This is a genomic window from Sphingobacterium sp. UBA5670 (genome assembly GCF_002420705.1).
In the GTDB taxonomy this organism is placed as follows: domain Bacteria; phylum Bacteroidota; class Bacteroidia; order Sphingobacteriales; family Sphingobacteriaceae; genus Sphingobacterium.
Genome location: NZ_DIIM01000008.1, coordinates 27,712 through 43,826 on the forward strand (window position 1 = coordinate 27,712; position 16,115 = coordinate 43,826).

At 37.5% G+C, this 16,115-nt stretch carries 17 protein-coding genes; 12 read left to right on the forward strand and 5 right to left on the reverse strand.

What is annotated here, in order from left to right; all coding sequences use genetic code 11:
- Positions 1–252: 252 nt before the first annotated feature.
- Entirely contained in the window at positions 253–1,170 is a 918-nt protein-coding gene (blaRATA, locus tag B3C94_RS08160; RefSeq protein ID WP_293901766.1) for an RATA family class A beta-lactamase, read from the reverse strand.
- Between the two features lie 897 nt (positions 1,171–2,067).
- Here blaRATA and B3C94_RS08165 point away from each other — a divergent pair.
- On the forward strand, positions 2,068–2,259 hold the full coding sequence (locus tag B3C94_RS08165) for a heavy metal-binding domain-containing protein (protein ID WP_293901769.1): 192 nt from the start codon (positions 2,068–2,070) through the stop codon (positions 2,257–2,259).
- 291 nt (positions 2,260–2,550) lie between these two features.
- Positions 2,551–3,546, forward strand: a complete 996-nt coding sequence (locus B3C94_RS08170) for a hypothetical protein (protein ID WP_293901772.1) — start codon at positions 2,551–2,553, stop codon at positions 3,544–3,546.
- A gap of 505 nt (positions 3,547–4,051) precedes the next feature.
- Here the strand turns inward: B3C94_RS08170 and B3C94_RS08175 are convergent.
- Complete coding sequence (locus B3C94_RS08175) at positions 4,052–4,339, reverse strand: hypothetical protein (protein ID WP_293901775.1); 288 nt, start codon at positions 4,337–4,339, stop codon at positions 4,052–4,054.
- A 350-nt stretch (positions 4,340–4,689) separates the two neighbouring features.
- Here B3C94_RS08175 and B3C94_RS08180 point away from each other — a divergent pair, with 350 nt between their 5' ends.
- The 3 genes from B3C94_RS08180 (at position 4,690) to B3C94_RS08190 (ending at position 6,835) form a co-directional block, all read left to right on the forward strand.
- On the forward strand, positions 4,690–4,920 hold the full coding sequence (locus B3C94_RS08180; protein ID WP_293901778.1) for a hypothetical protein: 231 nt from the start codon (positions 4,690–4,692) through the stop codon (positions 4,918–4,920).
- A gap of 82 nt (positions 4,921–5,002) precedes the next feature.
- Positions 5,003–5,998 carry an SDR family oxidoreductase gene (locus tag B3C94_RS08185; RefSeq protein WP_293901781.1) on the forward strand — a complete coding sequence of 332 codons (996 nt, stop codon included), beginning with the start codon at positions 5,003–5,005 and terminating at the stop codon, positions 5,996–5,998.
- 564 nt (positions 5,999–6,562) lie between these two features.
- Positions 6,563–6,835, forward strand: a complete 273-nt coding sequence (locus B3C94_RS08190) for a hypothetical protein (RefSeq protein WP_293901784.1) — start codon at positions 6,563–6,565, stop codon at positions 6,833–6,835.
- Positions 6,836–6,988: 153 nt separating this feature from the next.
- Here the strand turns inward: B3C94_RS08190 and B3C94_RS08195 are convergent, their stop codons facing one another.
- Positions 6,989–7,189: a metallophosphoesterase gene (locus B3C94_RS08195; RefSeq protein ID WP_293901786.1), complete on the reverse strand. Its 201-nt coding sequence runs from the start codon at positions 7,187–7,189 to the stop codon at positions 6,989–6,991.
- A gap of 217 nt (positions 7,190–7,406) precedes the next feature.
- Here B3C94_RS08195 and B3C94_RS08200 point away from each other — a divergent pair, with 217 nt between their 5' ends.
- Positions 7,407–9,623, forward strand: a complete 2,217-nt coding sequence (locus B3C94_RS08200; protein WP_293901789.1) for a S41 family peptidase — start codon at positions 7,407–7,409, stop codon at positions 9,621–9,623.
- 75 nt (positions 9,624–9,698) lie between these two features.
- Positions 9,699–10,220: a hypothetical protein gene (locus B3C94_RS08205; protein WP_293901792.1), complete on the forward strand. Its 522-nt coding sequence runs from the start codon at positions 9,699–9,701 to the stop codon at positions 10,218–10,220.
- A 968-nt stretch (positions 10,221–11,188) separates the two neighbouring features.
- On the opposite strand, the gene B3C94_RS08210 is transcribed toward B3C94_RS08205, so the two are convergent.
- Positions 11,189–11,440 (reverse strand): hypothetical protein, encoded by a 252-nt coding sequence (locus tag B3C94_RS08210; RefSeq protein ID WP_088161872.1) that lies wholly within the window; start codon positions 11,438–11,440, stop codon positions 11,189–11,191.
- A gap of 592 nt (positions 11,441–12,032) precedes the next feature.
- Between B3C94_RS08210 and B3C94_RS08215 the strand changes: the two genes are divergently transcribed.
- Together B3C94_RS08215 and B3C94_RS08220 are read left to right on the forward strand one after the other, a co-directional pair.
- Entirely contained in the window at positions 12,033–12,347 is a 315-nt protein-coding gene (locus B3C94_RS08215; protein ID WP_293901799.1) for a hypothetical protein, read from the forward strand.
- 73 nt (positions 12,348–12,420) lie between these two features.
- Positions 12,421–12,645: a hypothetical protein gene (locus tag B3C94_RS08220; protein ID WP_293901802.1), complete on the forward strand. Its 225-nt coding sequence runs from the start codon at positions 12,421–12,423 to the stop codon at positions 12,643–12,645.
- Between the two features lie 145 nt (positions 12,646–12,790).
- Here B3C94_RS08220 and B3C94_RS08225 read toward each other — a convergent pair whose 3' ends face one another.
- Complete coding sequence (locus B3C94_RS08225) at positions 12,791–13,150, reverse strand: winged helix-turn-helix transcriptional regulator (RefSeq protein ID WP_293901805.1); 360 nt, start codon at positions 13,148–13,150, stop codon at positions 12,791–12,793.
- A gap of 199 nt (positions 13,151–13,349) precedes the next feature.
- Between B3C94_RS08225 and B3C94_RS08230 the strand changes: the two genes are divergently transcribed.
- From B3C94_RS08230 to B3C94_RS08240, 3 genes are all read left to right on the forward strand, one after another.
- Positions 13,350–14,432, forward strand: coding sequence for a catalase family peroxidase (locus tag B3C94_RS08230; RefSeq protein WP_293901808.1), 1,083 nt, complete (start codon positions 13,350–13,352; stop codon positions 14,430–14,432).
- A gap of 1 nt (position 14,433) precedes the next feature.
- Positions 14,434–15,093, forward strand: coding sequence for a cytochrome b (locus B3C94_RS08235; protein ID WP_293901811.1), 660 nt, complete (start codon positions 14,434–14,436; stop codon positions 15,091–15,093).
- 234 nt (positions 15,094–15,327) lie between these two features.
- Complete coding sequence (locus tag B3C94_RS08240) at positions 15,328–16,113, forward strand: hypothetical protein (protein WP_293901814.1); 786 nt, start codon at positions 15,328–15,330, stop codon at positions 16,111–16,113.
- Positions 16,114–16,115 lie beyond the last annotated feature (2 nt).

The window sequence follows — 16,115 nt, forward strand, 5'->3', positions numbered from 1 at the left end:
GTATACAGGTTAACTGCCAAGGACTCTCACTTCGGCAGTTAACCTATTATATAAAAAAATGAACATCTCACAGCAATTAACCAGTATGGCCCAACACGCGATATGCAGTGACCCCTGATCCGATAAAATAATTCTGACCTGTTGTAGCCCGGTATAACTTTTCTTTCTCTTGACATAAGTCTGTTATGTTATTAAATTCTCTTAACTTAATGTCCAGTCTAATGCAGCAACTTCACTCCCATGCGGTCTGAGTTACACACCCTTTTCAGTTGTATAAAAGTCATAAGTTGCTTTTGCAATGTCTGCGATAATTTTTTCGTTAGTATCAAAATCTTCTTTTGATTCGCTTACAAATACACTCAGGATAAAGTATTCTCCATTAGGTAAAAAAACGATACCAATATTGTTAACTGCAGCAGTAATTCCTGTTTCTTTGTTTGTCCCAGACCAACCTGTCTTGTGAGCAACAATTGTTCCTTCTGGCAATTGTCCCCTTATACGGTTTTTACCAGTTGTTGTCTCTTTATTTGTGTTCCAAAAAAAATCATAACTACTTTTTGAAAGTAAATGGCTTTTATTCTCATAAGATAATTTAAGCGTTTGGCTCGCAGCTTTTGGTGTCGTCCAATTCTGAAACATATTGTCCCACTTAGCCTGCATCTGTTCTTCGTTAAAAGTGATTTGTATATCATTTATGCCACTTTTCTTAATGTATTCTTCAACCGTTTTAGGTGTTCCGATTAGACGTATTAATACGTCACAAGCAGTATTATCGCTATGAGAGACAGAATATTGAATTAGTCTTTCAATAGTAAAGGTTCCACCGTTAGGATTTTCATCTCTAAGAGGGCTCCAAAAATCTTCCGGTAAAAGTTCATCTTTGCTAATCTCAATTTTTTGCCCTAAGGAAAGATTTCCTTTGTCAATTTCCGATAATACAGCTAATGCTATGTGGAACTTAAATACGCTTTGCATGGGAAATCGTTTGTCTCCGTTCAACGAAAGTGTGTCTTTTCCGTTGTTACCAATTATTGAAACTCCAACTACTGCGTTTTTGTCGGATAATATTTGCTCAATTTTATTTCGTAATAAGTCAGTCTTGTCGGACGGAGTTTTACAACTTGTAACGAATAATAAAAGTAAAACTGTCAATAGAAGGAGACTATTCATTTTTTTCTTTTGTATATATTCTGTCTTTAAAATTGCAGATAATGGTTTCGGGCTTTGCGCTCGGGCGGGTTTCGGAGTACAAAGCTTCAATCTGGCACGTCAACCGCCCTGACGCAAAACCCGTGTTAGCACCAGTATTTATTTGTGTTTTCAGGTTAGTAAGTGACTGGTAGCTGCCAAAGAGCAGCTTTAAATATTTCGTCAAAGTCTGTTTTTAAGTTCTCTGGTGTCATTTATAGTCTGTGTCACTATCTTTGCCACTAACAACTGTTTTGGCGAAACTAATATACCAAAAGTTTAGCCAATTCTTTCCGCAATCTCACCTATAGAAAATAACGTTAGGCAATTTTTTATTTTATGAGAGGCCTCATCCATCTAATTGCATATAAAAAATCGAAAATCATAAATATCTTTACTGTATATAATATATGCTAACTTTATTAGTAATATTGTAGAATGAAACCGTTAGAAATCTTTTGCCGAAATCGGGTAATGTACGCTCAAATTACCGTGCATGATAAAAGCATGGGCATGAAAGATTATCATCTTTACAATAACAATGGTCTTGCTTTTTATGTTTTCAGGAAATCTCAGGGAGAGTGGCAATGCCCCAAGCCGATTAAATTGGTTAACAAAGTGAGCATTTAGCTAACATTGCCTCCCTTCGCGGTTAATGAGGGGGGCTTTTTTTTTGTTTAAATATTCACTTTTGTCTTATTAAAACTGCCGGATAAATCAGCTACGGTTTCCCGTAACCAGTCCTACTTTCAAACCCATACGTTAGCCTTACAGTTTGAAATAATCTTGAAAGTTAATAGCTGTAAACATATTAATTCAGAATAAATAATGTATATTAAGGTTGGGTATTAACCTTGCCCGATTGAAAAGTAGCGTACCATGATAGTAACCACGAACAATTCCATCGAAGGGAGGGACATTTCACGCTGTAATGATCCAATAGCAGCCAATGTTGTTGTCGGCACCAATATCTTTAGCGATATAGGGGAGAGCTATGTCGATTTCTTTGGCGGTCGCTCTACCAGCTATTGGAGCTTCGTGGCCTGTAACAGGTTTTATTATTTGGTATAACCGCAAGTTCGGCAAGAAATCAAAAAAACGTTAAAACTTATTTTTTCCCAATTTTTAAATTGCTTTGCTCCCTAGCAAAAAACAGGCCGACCGCAACGAATAATAAAGCGCATCCAGCGAATTGTAATTATAGGAATCACCTAAGCAGTAAAACTTTAAATTTATTCAAAAATCTATCCATGAAAAACAAATAGGATAAGCAAGATAATGATGAGTATATTGCAAAGAAGTACAGTTCAATGACGATAATTGGCTCACTGATTTTGCAGCCAAATAAAATAAATTACAAGTATGATGAAATTTAAGGGAATATTTTTATTTATAAATCTAATACTTCTATCTGTTAGCTGTCATGGACAGAATAAAAGCACAAAATCGGCAAAAGATATCTATGCTATAGGAACCGAAATAAAGCACTTTGATAAAGAACCGCATTATGGCGCAAATATATACACGAGTAACTGCTCGTTCGAAATTCTTATCAACGATGTTCCCGTTATCAAATACAAAGATAATTCAGGAGGAAGTTTATCAGGCTCATACTTCCCTTTGAATTGGGACATCACACAAAAAGGCCCGCAAAAAATCACCATTCGTCTCTCTCCCGGATTTAATCAAAATGCAAATTCAATGCATTCATCATTGATGAGAAACTCTGGGGTTCAAATCAAAATCGAAAAATCCTTCATAGCTACAGATGGCAGTTGGGGTGATGAAGAAGAAGTAATTACTTACATCACTCCACAAAAATTAGTGGAAGGTAAAGAAGTTTCAGCATTTGACGGAAAGAATTTTTTTGAAGACAGTTTTACTTTTGACGCCGAAGTTCCCTACAAAATAAACACATTAGATAATGCCGAAGTCCTTTTTACAAAGAATAAAGACCAGTTACAAGCATTAGAAAAGGAAGTTGCTGCAAAATACAATGAGATAAGAGGTATTTATATGAAAGGTACGAAAGACGATTTGGCGAATGCTGTTTATGAAAAAGAAAAGAGAGTTGCACAGCAAATGTATCTTTCTCCCGAAAAAATAAAAAACAACTGGGACAAAGAATATCAATTCCGAACAGATGAGGATTTGGAGTTTTTTGATCTGAAACCCATTGAAAAATACAAAATGACTTTTTATGCTAACGGAAAACTGGTGTGTTTAGAGAAAATTAACAATGAAAAATCAGCATTGTGGGGAGGCTTTAAGCGAAAAGATAAAGGAGTTGGTACTACAACATACATTCAGTTGTATCTGTATCGCCCAAAGAATAGCAAAGAGCTTCAAGTATATTAAGACAGGCATTCGGCAAGTATCAAACTATAAAGAACAATAGATATGTATCATATTCAAACATTGGAATGGTTTTGGTCAATAATAAAAAAGGCAGACTGTAATAGAGAAAAGTTAAAAGAAATTCTTAGTGCTTTTAAAAAAGAGAAACATTATCAGATTTCAGTAAAACTTTGTGGATGCTTGCAATTGAATTGCAAGATAACCATATACTGATAATATTGAAATCAAAACACCACCTTATACAGTAACCCTGAATTTTAACGAAAGTATGTTGCTTACCGGAGTGTTTATTAAATAGCTTATAGCATACTCAAAAGCTATTCACCATTGAATAGTATGCATATAATAGACGTATTTTAGCCTTTATTCATTTTGGCAATCGACTGGATTTAATAATATTATATAAATTGTAAAGTCTTTGAGAGGATGTCCTTGGCTCCGTAATTTTTATTTAACCGCCTAGTTTAGATTATTGAACGTACGATTTATTTATAAGATCTTGTTTTCAAAAAATAGAGACTAGATTTTTAATAATCTGCCATGTATCTATCTTAGCATTATAAAGCAATTGCCAAGAGCTGTCCAAAATCTTGCTTCCTTTATTACAATGGTATTCGCCAATGTGAACTCTAAGTCCAGAGGTGCTATCCCTTATGATCTCTGCATAGGCTTTTTCTCCCGTACCAAAAACTGCGATTGCCTGGGTGGGCACTTCGGTCACTTCGGGTTCAAACAGAAATTCGGCGCGGCAACCTAGATTGGCGAAGTTTCCATGAAAGATTATTCCATTCATATAGCAAGGGCTTAAAAGAAAAAACTGTTGAGAGCACGATCATTGGATAAAAGCTCATCTATTAACAACGTCTAAATTAGCTATTTGTTTTAGTTGCCTAAAAGTATGCACTTTATGCAATTCAGTTTCATCGCATCCTGAACGTGTTTTTACTTTTTATACTGTATATATGCGTGTTTTGGCGATTTCGGAACTGTCGGATGAACGAATAAACTTTTCCCTCTGTTTATTTAACGAGCAATGTGATGAAGATTTGACAGCACTTGCCGATACAAATCTAAACTCAAAGACGAATAAGAATAAAACAAAAAGAGTTAGAAATTTTTAAATAATCACTAAATACGAATATTATGGCATTAACGACAGGAAATGAAGGTGAAATCACCGAAAAAATTGAAAACCAAACGTCTAAAGTTCCTTCCACGCTATTTTTAGGCGCAGCAATACTTTCTATGGGCATATCGGCCGCTTTAAAATGTATGGAGCACGATAAAACCGCCTTGTTTGTTGGGCAATGGGCGGCGCCATTTTTACTATTGGGCATCTATAATAAAATTGTAAAAACGGAGGGACACGATTAGCTCTGACATTAAAAAAGAAAATTAGCATTCGATAGCTGGGCTCAACCAAGTTGAGCCTATTTTTTTAAAAAACGATGAAATTATGGAAAATTTTAAAAAGATCAATCGGCGCCGGGCAATTGGCGCGTTAGGGACCGGAATTTTTGCATTTAGCCTTACCGGCAATTGGAGTAATGCAGCCACTCCGCAGATAGCTTATAAGGAAGATGATCCCATAAATAAATATCCTAAACCTCCTTTCAAAAAGCAGTCACAGCCCTGGCCCGGGCTCTGTAGTAAAATGGATCCGCGGCCAGATCACGGCGAAAAATCCTACAAAGGATCAGGAAGGCTAAACGGGCGAAAAGCCTTAATTACGGGTGGAGACTCAGGTATGGGACGTGCAGCTGCCATTGCATACGCGCGGGAAGGGGCCGATGTAGCAATTAACTACCTCCCCGAGGAGGAAGCAGATGCACAAGAAGTCATTGCGCTGATCAAAGAAACTGGTCGCAAGGCCGTGGCGATTCCGGGCGATCTTCGAAAAGAGGAGTTTTGTGGGAAACTTATTGAAGATGCTGTTCAGCATCTTGGTGGACTGGATATTCTCATAAATAATGCCGCAAGGCAGCAAACAAAAGCTTCGATAGCCGATATTACAACCGAAGAATTTGACGCAACGATGAAAACGAATATTTATGCGCCTTTTTGGTTAATCAAAGCGGCTCTTCCTCATTTAAAGGCCGGCGCCGTTATTATTGGGACCACATCTGTTCAAGCGGCAGATCCTTCAGCGGATCTCTACGACTATGCGCAGACAAAAGCGGCAACAACCAATTATATACGTTCTCTGGCCAAACAGTTGGGTCCGCGAGGCATCCGGGTCAACGGTGTCGCGCCAGGCCCAATTTGGACAGCGCTACAGGTGAGTGGTGGAGCGACCCAAGAGAAGCTCGTTAACTTCGGAGGCGATACGCCATTGGGTAGACCCGGGCAGCCAGCGGAGCTAGCATCAATCTATGTGCAGCTGGCAGCTGCCGACGCTAGTTATGCAAACGGTCAGATTTATGGGGCTGCTGGTGGCGGTGGTCAACCTTAGCGGGAATATCCCCAGATCATGGGGATTTTTGTTGCTTTTTTGTTCCGGTCACTTTGTTTTTTGTGCTGTTTGGAAAGATATTGCCTGCAGCGTCTAAATTTCTTTTTTTATGTCCTGTGGGAAAGTGAGCGATTCGAATTGATCCTCATTTTTCATTTGAAAAATTTGAGATGTGCAATAATTAAATTAATTGAATAAATTTTGTGTTAATAGAAAATTCATCGTTTTGATGAACTTTCTATTAATAATTGTTATTTTGATTCGACAATATCCTGCAATGCTCTGAACAAATTTAATGGATATTCAGCTAATCTGTTGCAGAGATAAAGGTACCATTCCCGACCATAAACGAAATAGAGTTTTGTTCGATAGCCTTCATCTTTCAATTGGCCCAATTGATCGGTTTGAATTCCGAAAAGACTTTCAAACTCGTAGAGTTCTTTATTTGGTTTTAGCGTATCTATAAGCTTTTTTATTTCCTGTTGTATTTCATGATGATGGGTTGCGATGGAACAGGAGTGGCCTTTTGAAAGTAGCTGTTCGACAAAATAAATATAGCGGTCATTGAGTTTCTGCCCACGTGAGGAAAAAGATGCAGGTGCCGCTTCGGGAATATTTTCTACATTTCAGCAGACAGCTTCCGCATTGGGAATAAGTATCATCGGTGGAATTTTTTATTCGATTTTGGAGCATGAATACTTCAAGAATAATTATCTTTTTGCTTTACAGGTAGGGTTGTCGGTAGGCATTTCTTTTCTGATCATTGTATGGTGCATGTTGTCAAAATTACCTTATTCTTATAAATCTGAAAAAGCTGCTTTACCTAAGCTAGATTAACACCTCGAAGTAGCGAATTGGCAGCCGTCCATCGCGAGCGATCCATCCAGCCGAAGAAAACCTTATCTACTCAAGTAAGGGTTCGTCATAACCGAAACCCGAACACGCTGTAAGCAGATTATCTTTTGAAGCTTAAACATATCTTATCGCTCATTATGATATTTCGATTTTATAATACTCATGATTGCCCAGTACATAGATGATCGGTATATCCAAAGAAAGTGATTTGAGCAGCTGATCACCTTTTACCCCTAGATCAGTATCTCCTGCCAGTATAAGCATATCTGCTACACTCAGGTTGAAATCATTGTACCCAAATTCTCTATGCAGGTCGCTAACGATATGAACCCTCATCTTGGTCTTTTTGTCTTAGATTCTAATTTTAAATCACCATCACTGAATGATAGTTCACAATTGGTTTTATGGAGTTTAAAAGTACCTCAAAATAGAAATTTTTAACCCCGAAACGAAGCGCTATATTAATTCAAGATGTTTGACTTCTAATTTAATACTATTTAACATTGCAACATAAGTATATTACCTATATTGTATTCAATAATAAACCTGTATTATGAGGAAAGTAATATTACCTTTTCTGCTGGCCTTTGTTTTGGCTGTTTTTCTTTCAGTTTTTACTTATGCGCAACAGATCAAATCCTATAACGTTGATCAGCAGATTATCAGAAATGGGCTACCGGCAGCTTGGTTTTTAGCAGACTCCCGCGGCTATTCTTTCACTGTTGAAAGACATAGCAAGTACTCCGATAAAACACAGTTAAAAATTAGTAGTGTACGCGATAGCAATGGGTATTCAGGTGTTTTGATGCTGAATATCCCTGAAAACCTAGAAGGGGAGGAGATTGCTTTTGAAGGAAAAATCAAGACAGAGAATATAGCCCCAGATGGATTCGCAGGATTATTCCTCCAATTAAAACCCAAAGTTGACTTCGAGAATATGGAATCCTTGAAATTGAATGGAACGCATGATTGGGAAACCTTTGGTATTAAGCTCAAGCTAAAACCAAAAGAAACAAGGAGTATTGCTATTGGGACCTATATCGTTGGTAAGGGGACAGCTTGGTTCGCAGATCTTAGCCTTAAAATAGATGGTAAAGATTATACCAAGGCTTTGCAATACCCGAGCATAAACAAAGCAGATACTATTTATAATTTCAATTCACAGTTGAAAGAAATTTCATTAACGACTGATAATATTGCTAAGTTAGCCCATACAGCTCAGATTTGGGGGATTTTAAAATATTTTCATCCAGCCGTTACTTCGGGGAAATGGGATATGGACACAGAGCTTTTCAAATTCATTCCAAGCCTGCTGGCCAGCAAGGATCAATCTACTACCGAACATCTTTTGCAAGAATGGATTCAGCATTTCGGGCCCTTTCAACCAACTGTGGAGCCGTCTACCATTGCTGAAGAGAAAATTGCCGCTGCAGCCAATGATGCATGGATAGATAAATTACCCTATTCCAACAAGCTCAAAGAAAAACTTACAGCACTGTCCCATGTGCTACCAGTAGCGCCAAATCGATATATAAACTACTTTGAAGGTGCTGGCAACCCCCAGTTTTATGAATACAGTTACAAAACCGTTCCACTTTCCGATGTAGGTTTTCGGCTTTTAGGCTTATTCCGATATTGGAATGCCGTGCATTATTTTAACCCCAACCAAAAGCTTTCAGCACAGCCATGGGACCAGGTACTGACGGATTTCATACCGCTATTTGTCGGAGCGACAACCAAAGCATCGCTGGATGGAACCTATCTCAAGCTTTTTTCGAAAATCAATGATACCCACGCATTTTCTTACCTTTCAGACTATTATCATAAAGATATATTTGGCCCACGTGGCGTAGGATTTACGAGCAATTTTATTCAGAATCAGCTGGTGGTCACAGGGCTTTCAGATGATCAGTTCAAAACTGGGCAAGAGTTACAGGTCGGCGATATTATTATTGAGATTGCTGGAAAGCCCGTTTCCGGTATGATTGATTCATTGAAACAATACGTCGCTGCTTCCAATGAAAGTGCTCTAATGCGTGACCTTCCGAGTCGGATGTTAAAAACTGCGGATTCCGTGTTGTGTTTGAAGGTTCGCCGTGAGGGTAGGGAATCGGTTTTTTATATACCCACGCGTGCTATCGAGTCAATAAAATATACGGATGCAAAACCAAGGCCCGCGATTCGGAAAATGAAAGACAGCATTTTGGTAGTGGATATCGGTGTGTTTAAGGATTCAGATACCCAACGGCTAAAAGATAGCCTGCAAGGACAACGTGGCCTTATTTTGGACTATCGTAATTATCCTTCGGCGAGCATGCATGATGAATTGCGTGATATGATCTTTCCATCAGAAAAAGAGTTTGTCATATTTTCGACTAGTAAAGGCATTCGTCCCGGACTGTTTAAATACACTGATCCGGTCAAGGCAGGAACGGCAAATCCGAAAGCTTTTACTGGTAAAGTCGTTATTTTGGTTAACGAGAGAGCGCAGAGCGCATCTGAATTTCAGGTGATGGCATTTCGAACCATACCCGGATCTATAGTTGTTGGTTCTCAGACAGCAGGAGCAGACGGCAATATCAGTTGGCTCCCACTTCCACTGGGCTATTCAACTGCTTTTTCGGGTATAGGAGTGTATTATCCTGATAAAAGCGAAACACAGGGGATAGGTATTGTACCCGACAATATTGTATATCCCACAATTGAGGGAATCCGGAAGCATCAAGATGAGGTACTACAGGCAGGTATTGATTTGATATTAAAGCAATAAGGCCCCTGTTCAATGGTGTTTGAAGTGGAAAGAACAAAAATTATATAAAAGCATTATTAAAAATGTAACCAAGATATGAAGATACAATTGACAATGATTGTACTACTAACGACATTAACATTGCCCAGCTGCGGACAAAATAATGATCATAAAGCTGTACATAACTCGGTAGACATCACTTTTATAAAATCATTGGAAGAAAGGCAATTAGGGGAAAGTAAGTATTCTATTTATTTACCCACAGATTATGCTATAGGTGAAACCAATGGAGAAGATTTTTCTGTTTACTATTTTAATCCTGCTGACACTACAAATCATACTGGTTTTTCGGGAGGCCTATATTTCGGTAATCATCCTAGCCAATTTCCAGCTAAAAGCAAAAGTTGCAAAACGGAGCATCTGAAAAATGAAATATTTGATCAAGATGTAAGCTGGACCATCTATAACTGTAATGGAGACTATTCAATTCAAAGCATAATCTATAGTAAAAGCGGCGAGGGGTGGAATGAAATGATTCACATGTTTGGCAATGCAAAATCAACTAAAGATCTGGACAAATTGCTGTTTATTTTTAAGACAATGAAAAAAAAGGAATAATATATCGAAGGAACTAAGTCAGGTGCTTGTCATTGATATAGCGTATGACTGGTTTAAAGTTTCTGTCGGTCAATATGAAGGTTGGTTAAAAAGCTCCTATGTAATAGCGAAGCCCGAGAATTTATATACTAGGATGAATCTAAATACTGGAGACTCGCCCGAGTGTGATAATATGGCTTGGCGATATGACTATGGTGCCCAAGGATCTCTTGAAATAACAGTTGGGGCGGGAGCAGATTTTGCTGTAAAAGTTATGGAAAGAAACACAGGCTTATGTATAAGAGCATTTTATATAAAGTCTGGTGAATCTATAAAGTAAAAGATATACCCCAGAATACTTATTATTTAAAGGTTGCCAGCGGCCGGGATTTTAGACAGGGGATTAAAGACGGGCAATGTATTATGGTTTTTAATCAAAGTGCTCATTACGAAATTGGAGAGGAAATATTAGATTTTAATATGGGACCGAAACGCATTGAAACAATAGATGGAAAAAGATATGAAGTACAAAGCGTACCATCTTATAGTCTACGACTGGCTGTCCGAAGTCGAGATCACTCGCTTAAAGACAATTTTGACACGAAGACAATATCAAACGAAGAATTCAATAGATAGATGACTTGCAATAGGGTAGGGAAGGTTGATTTACTCGATGAAATAAGTCCGAAGTTAGATCAAAGCAGCAATTACCGGCATATAAGTTGTGAACCATTCAGGCAATTCGTCTTTTTCCACCGAATACTCTATTTTACCGTCGGATAATTGTTGTACTACATAATCCAAAGCCTCTTTTCGAGCGTATTTTGCTGAAGGAACAATTTTTGGGAATATCCGAGATAGTTCCTTCGTATAGAGTAAATCACCATCAAAAATAATATTATTACTCTTTATATGCTATGGAAGATATTCTGCACCTAATGTAGATTTCCCGGCACCGTTAGAACCCGTTATTATGTAAAGATCAGGCATTAGTAAATATTGAGTTCTCTCAAGATATCTTTTGATTGACGAATATTAAATTCCTGTACTACATCAAAAGATCGTTTATCAGAAGAAACAATCACAATTTTAACTAAATGATTTGGGTATTCGATGTAGCTTTGATTTTTGGGTAATTTGCTAGATCTTATTAAAAATGGTTGCCCTTTATCAAGCTTTTGTTTGCGCAACTTGAGAACAATGCTGTTGCTAACTTCTTTTAAGTGCTCTAAATTTCTCATAATACCACATTAATACTATTCAAAAATAGTAAATTTTTAAGGAGAAAAGCAATTGTTCGACCAGTAGAAAATGACTCTTTTTGTGTTATTGCTAGCTATATTTAAGAATTAAAATGCGATGAAAGGCAGAAATATACGATTTGAGCAGTAAGTGTCATTTCACTGTCGAACTCGATCCTAAGATACTACAAGAAAATATGCTTTGTGAATTTCGTGGTACACCAAAAAATGGTGGATATTTTATTTTAGAAAACTAGTATGCAAGAAAGTCAGTCAAAGAGAATGGAATTGACTAAACTTACAGTTTCCCGCAGCTATTCCGACTTCCAAACCAATAACTTATGCAAGCCATGTACAATTGTGTCATAGCAACTCCCAAGTAACACGTCCAGACAATTTGTGCGATGCTATTATCGGCTATGAGAGGCTTAATCCATCCAATTGCATATAAAAAATGAGAAACCCTAAATATCTTTACTGTCTACAATGTTGCTAATATTATTAGTAATATTGTAAAATGAAACCTTTGGAAATCTTTTGCTGAAATCGGGTAATGTACGCTCAAATTACCGTGCATGATAAAAGCATGGGCATGAAAGATTATCATCTTTACAACAAAAATGGTCTTGCTTTTTATGTTTTCAGGAAATCTCAGGGAGAGTGGCAATTGGCATTCGGTGTACTCGCCGATGACATCAAGGAAGCGTGCATTGACGCCCTTATACTTCGCTTTGATACGGATGTGCCTGAGTTGTTTTATCATCATGAAAAACGCCAGGTAGTGGAATTTCGGGCCAAGAAATACAGCCTTTGGCATATTTATCTCAATAATGCTTATGTAGGAAGTATCCAATATTACACCTTCACTAAGAGTTCAATTACCACCTTGAAGACAATGGCATATTGACCGATGATCAAGTGCAAAAATATATAGTCCTGATACAACGTGGGGAATTAAAGTGGATAAAGGACGATATTCGATGAAAAACGATATAAAGTTCAAATGTGACGTGTGTGGTCAAAAGCAAGTGGTGGAGGTTTCTGTTTTGCATGGCGGTGGAACCTTGCAAATTATGATTGATCGGTTTTTTATAATGGATGTAGATTTTCGCAATGGCAATTGGGTGATGCTATGTAACAATAAGAGCTGGTTGACAAGCGATGAACTTGTTATTATCCTTGATGAGTTGGGCTATCAGGAATAAAAAAATGAGCAAAATTATCTCAATTAATCTTACGATCATTACAATAGATGAATGCCCAAAGCCGGTTTAAATTAGGTGAAAAAACGAGCATATATAGTTAAGAACTGTTTTAGGATATGCCCCCAATTATTAATAAAAAGTAAGTTTATTCAGTACTGTACAATCGTTCCCTATAATTTATTCCCCACTCACTCATCACTTTAATTACCGAATGAAGACTTTTTCCAGATTCAGAAAGCTCATACTCGACCGTGATAGGCATTGTATCTTTTACTGTACGTTTTATAAGTTTATTTAATTCCAGTTCTTTAAGTTCTTTTGAAAGTACCTTAGGAGCTATTTCTTCAAGTTGTCTAATTAAATCCATAAACCGCATAGTTTTTTCATAGTACAGATGACTGATGATCAAACTTTTCCATTTACCACTCAACAGCTGATTTGTATCTTTAATCCCTCGAATCTGGCGCAAACACTTTTCTCCGAGTTCCAGTTTTGACTTCTTCACTTACTTACATTACTTTATAGACATAAATATAAAAATTACTTTCAAATAATACACCTGATTACCTAAAAGTAACTAATTACCTAAAGGTAATATGTAACCCAAATTACTGTCTTTACTAATAACTTTGGTGAATTACAAATTTTTAAACTCAGCAAGATTTAGCTAAAACATTGTTGAATAAATCTAGTTTTAATAATAAATGGATAAACAGAAAATTAAATCGAAAAAAGCAATCATCCCTTTGGTATGTATCGGAGTGCTAGCAGCCGGTCTGGTTTTGATCTTTGCTTGGTCTGCAGGATGGCTTGGAAATAGAACAACGACAGCAAGCTTCCTTAAAGATATCCCGGACTCATTTCCTGCAGGTTATAGACGGGCACATTCGAAAGGAATTTGTTTCGAAGGCACTTTTCGTTCGACAGGCAAATTAGCTCCCTTTTCGAAAGCAACCGTATTTTCACAGGATTCATCTGCTGTATTAGGTCGCTTTTCAATCGGAACTGTAGATCCTTTCACTGCTGACAATTCAACACGAACAGTTAGCATGGCAATGATGATATCGTCAGAAAATAACCAGCAATGGAGAATGAAACTGAACAATCATCCATTTTTCGTTACACATGATGCTTTAGGCGTAATTAGAAGATCCGATGCGTACAAAATCGACAGCACTACGGGTAAGCCAAACCCGGCATTAGTATCCGCTTTTCTTAAAGACTATCCAGAAGCCCAAAACTTTATCGATTGGGCTGATAAAGCGCCATGGGTAAATAGCTTTGCAGTAGCAGAGTACAATGTTATCAATGCATTCTATTTAATTGATTCTAAAGGGAATAAACATGCCGTTCGCTGGTCGATGCGGCCGCATGCGCCTTTCAGTGCCTGGTCTAAGGAGGAACGTGAGCACGCGAGTCACGACTTCCTTTTTGACGATCTAAAACAACGCCTAGATAAAGGGGCGCTCTATTGGGATTTGGTCATGACCTTTGCTGAACCTGGTGACGAAATTGAAAACCCTTCGAAGGCCTGGCCGGCAAATCGTCGTCAGATCGTCGCAGGTGTATTGGAAATTAAGAGAGTTTTTGACCAAACTGAGGGTGGATGCCGCGATATTAACTTTGATCCCACAAAAGTACCGGCAGGAATAGAGGTATCCAAAGATCCTGTTCTGACAGCTAGAGCAGGTATTTATGCCCATTCGTATAATGCACGTGTCCGGGAGATCGGCTATGGAAAGGCTACTGACGCCATTGGAAAAAAGGAAACTTCTAAAGATAAATAATATGTCACAGCAGAAGAATCTAAAGTCTGGCTCAAGAATTCGTGAATGGTTCAAATCTGTAAAGATTTTCAAGCTAAGACGTCGTCATATTAATCGTTCACTTCCTTTAAACTTTAATCTTACAGGAAGAATTCTACATTGGTTGATGGCAACATTGATTTTATCGACAATGTTTATTGGCTTAGGAATGATGACTTCTCTTAGTAGTCGTCCCTGGTTGATCGATCTTCATATTCCAATCGGTGTAGCAATCCTGTTTCTTTGTATATTGCGTTTTGTGAATAGAATCATGAATCCGATTCCGGCGTTGCCAAGTGATATGCCAAAGATCGAAAAAAAGATGGCTCACTTTATGCATTGGGTTATGTATGCCTTCATGTTTGCTTTACCTATAACGGGTTGGGGACAGCTCTCCGCGGGCGGTTTCCAAGCCAAGCTATCCCAAAATATTATTCTTCCATCCCTTATAGATCAGAATCCTGTTTTATATGCTTGGCTGCATGACATTCATAGAGGTTTAGCCTGGTCTCTTTTTTTCATTGTTGTGGGGCACCTTTCTATTGCATTGTTGCATGCATTGGTAATGAAAGATGGAATTTTTTCAAGTATGACTTGGGGTAAGGGTAAAATTAAAAAAGAAACTAAACGACCATCTGCATGATTACAATAAGATTATTTATATCCAATTATCCAATGTTTTTAAAGTAAATCAAGAGGGATCGCCGTCTTTGTAATCAATATTACTAATATTATTAGTAATATATAGGAGCGAGCTATGTAGATTTCTTTGGAGGTCGCTCTACCAGCTGTGAGAATAAGATGCAGGAAATGTACAAGCCATGACATGTATTTTAATGGAAATTTGGTAAGTTTAGAGCCAATACAACATTATAAGATGCACCAGTTATTACTTTGTCAATTTAAAGGAGAAGAGTATTTATCAATCAGTAGGTTAGAAGATGTGATGGCTATCGTGGAGCGTTATAAACCTGCAAACCAGAACGAATTCGAAAAGTACCTGCGACGTAATGATCCTCCAGGCTATAATGAGTATCTTGCTGAATTGTATGATGTAAGCTTGCCCTTCGATAAGAGAAAATTAAAAACTTTAACAATAGATCGTTATAAGCGTAAAGTTCTTGAAACTGTTTTGTTTGAACAATTACAGCATTTTAAGATTCAAAAAATTAGCTTTTCAGAATCCTTATTGGATATTGAGTTGCCTAAGAATGTGCTTGAGGTAAGACAACTCTATTGCAATGGTAAATCGACAAAGGGAATCATCGATTTAAGTAAATTTACTAGGCTTGAAGAAATCCATATTTTGGATTTTAATAAAAGTATTAAATTCGAAAATTACAGTAATTCTGTAAAGCATATTACATTATGGTTTTTCAACCCGACAAACAAATCGATTGAATCGATCGTGGATGCTTTTCCATATGTGGAAGAAATATTGATCTATCATACTAATGTGCAAAGTTTGGAAGGTATCGAGAAGCTCAAAAATCTAAGAACACTTCGTATCGACTACGGTAGAAACTTACAATCTGTCAATGGCATAAACGAATGTGATCACATCGAAATGGTTATTTTCAATAATTGTAGAAAAATAGATGATTTAGAACAGATAGAAAAGAGTCCAAATCGGACTGTCCTGCATACTAGATTCCCAGGGTAATT

Bases quoted from the DNA above. Each gene is read 5' to 3' on its own strand.
- blaRATA (WP_293901766.1), bottom strand. From the start codon at position 1,170: ATGAATAGTCTCCTTCTATTGACAGTTTTACTTTTATTATTCGTTACA.
- B3C94_RS08165 (WP_293901769.1), top strand. From the start codon at position 2,068: ATGATAGTAACCACGAACAATTCCATCGAAGGGAGGGACATTTCACGC.
- B3C94_RS08170 (WP_293901772.1), top strand. From the start codon at position 2,551: ATGATGAAATTTAAGGGAATATTTTTATTTATAAATCTAATACTTCTA.
- B3C94_RS08175 (WP_293901775.1), bottom strand. From the start codon at position 4,339: ATGAATGGAATAATCTTTCATGGAAACTTCGCCAATCTAGGTTGCCGC.
- B3C94_RS08180 (WP_293901778.1), top strand. From the start codon at position 4,690: ATGGCATTAACGACAGGAAATGAAGGTGAAATCACCGAAAAAATTGAA.
- B3C94_RS08185 (WP_293901781.1), top strand. From the start codon at position 5,003: ATGGAAAATTTTAAAAAGATCAATCGGCGCCGGGCAATTGGCGCGTTA.
- B3C94_RS08195 (WP_293901786.1), bottom strand. From the start codon at position 7,189: ATGAGGGTTCATATCGTTAGCGACCTGCATAGAGAATTTGGGTACAAT.
- B3C94_RS08200 (WP_293901789.1), top strand. From the start codon at position 7,407: ATGAGGAAAGTAATATTACCTTTTCTGCTGGCCTTTGTTTTGGCTGTT.
- B3C94_RS08205 (WP_293901792.1), top strand. From the start codon at position 9,699: ATGAAGATACAATTGACAATGATTGTACTACTAACGACATTAACATTG.
- B3C94_RS08210 (WP_088161872.1), bottom strand. From the start codon at position 11,440: ATGAGAAATTTAGAGCACTTAAAAGAAGTTAGCAACAGCATTGTTCTC.
- B3C94_RS08215 (WP_293901799.1), top strand. From the start codon at position 12,033: ATGAAAGATTATCATCTTTACAACAAAAATGGTCTTGCTTTTTATGTT.
- B3C94_RS08220 (WP_293901802.1), top strand. From the start codon at position 12,421: ATGAAAAACGATATAAAGTTCAAATGTGACGTGTGTGGTCAAAAGCAA.
- B3C94_RS08230 (WP_293901808.1), top strand. From the start codon at position 13,350: ATGGATAAACAGAAAATTAAATCGAAAAAAGCAATCATCCCTTTGGTA.
- B3C94_RS08235 (WP_293901811.1), top strand. From the start codon at position 14,434: ATGTCACAGCAGAAGAATCTAAAGTCTGGCTCAAGAATTCGTGAATGG.
- B3C94_RS08240 (WP_293901814.1), top strand. From the start codon at position 15,328: ATGCACCAGTTATTACTTTGTCAATTTAAAGGAGAAGAGTATTTATCA.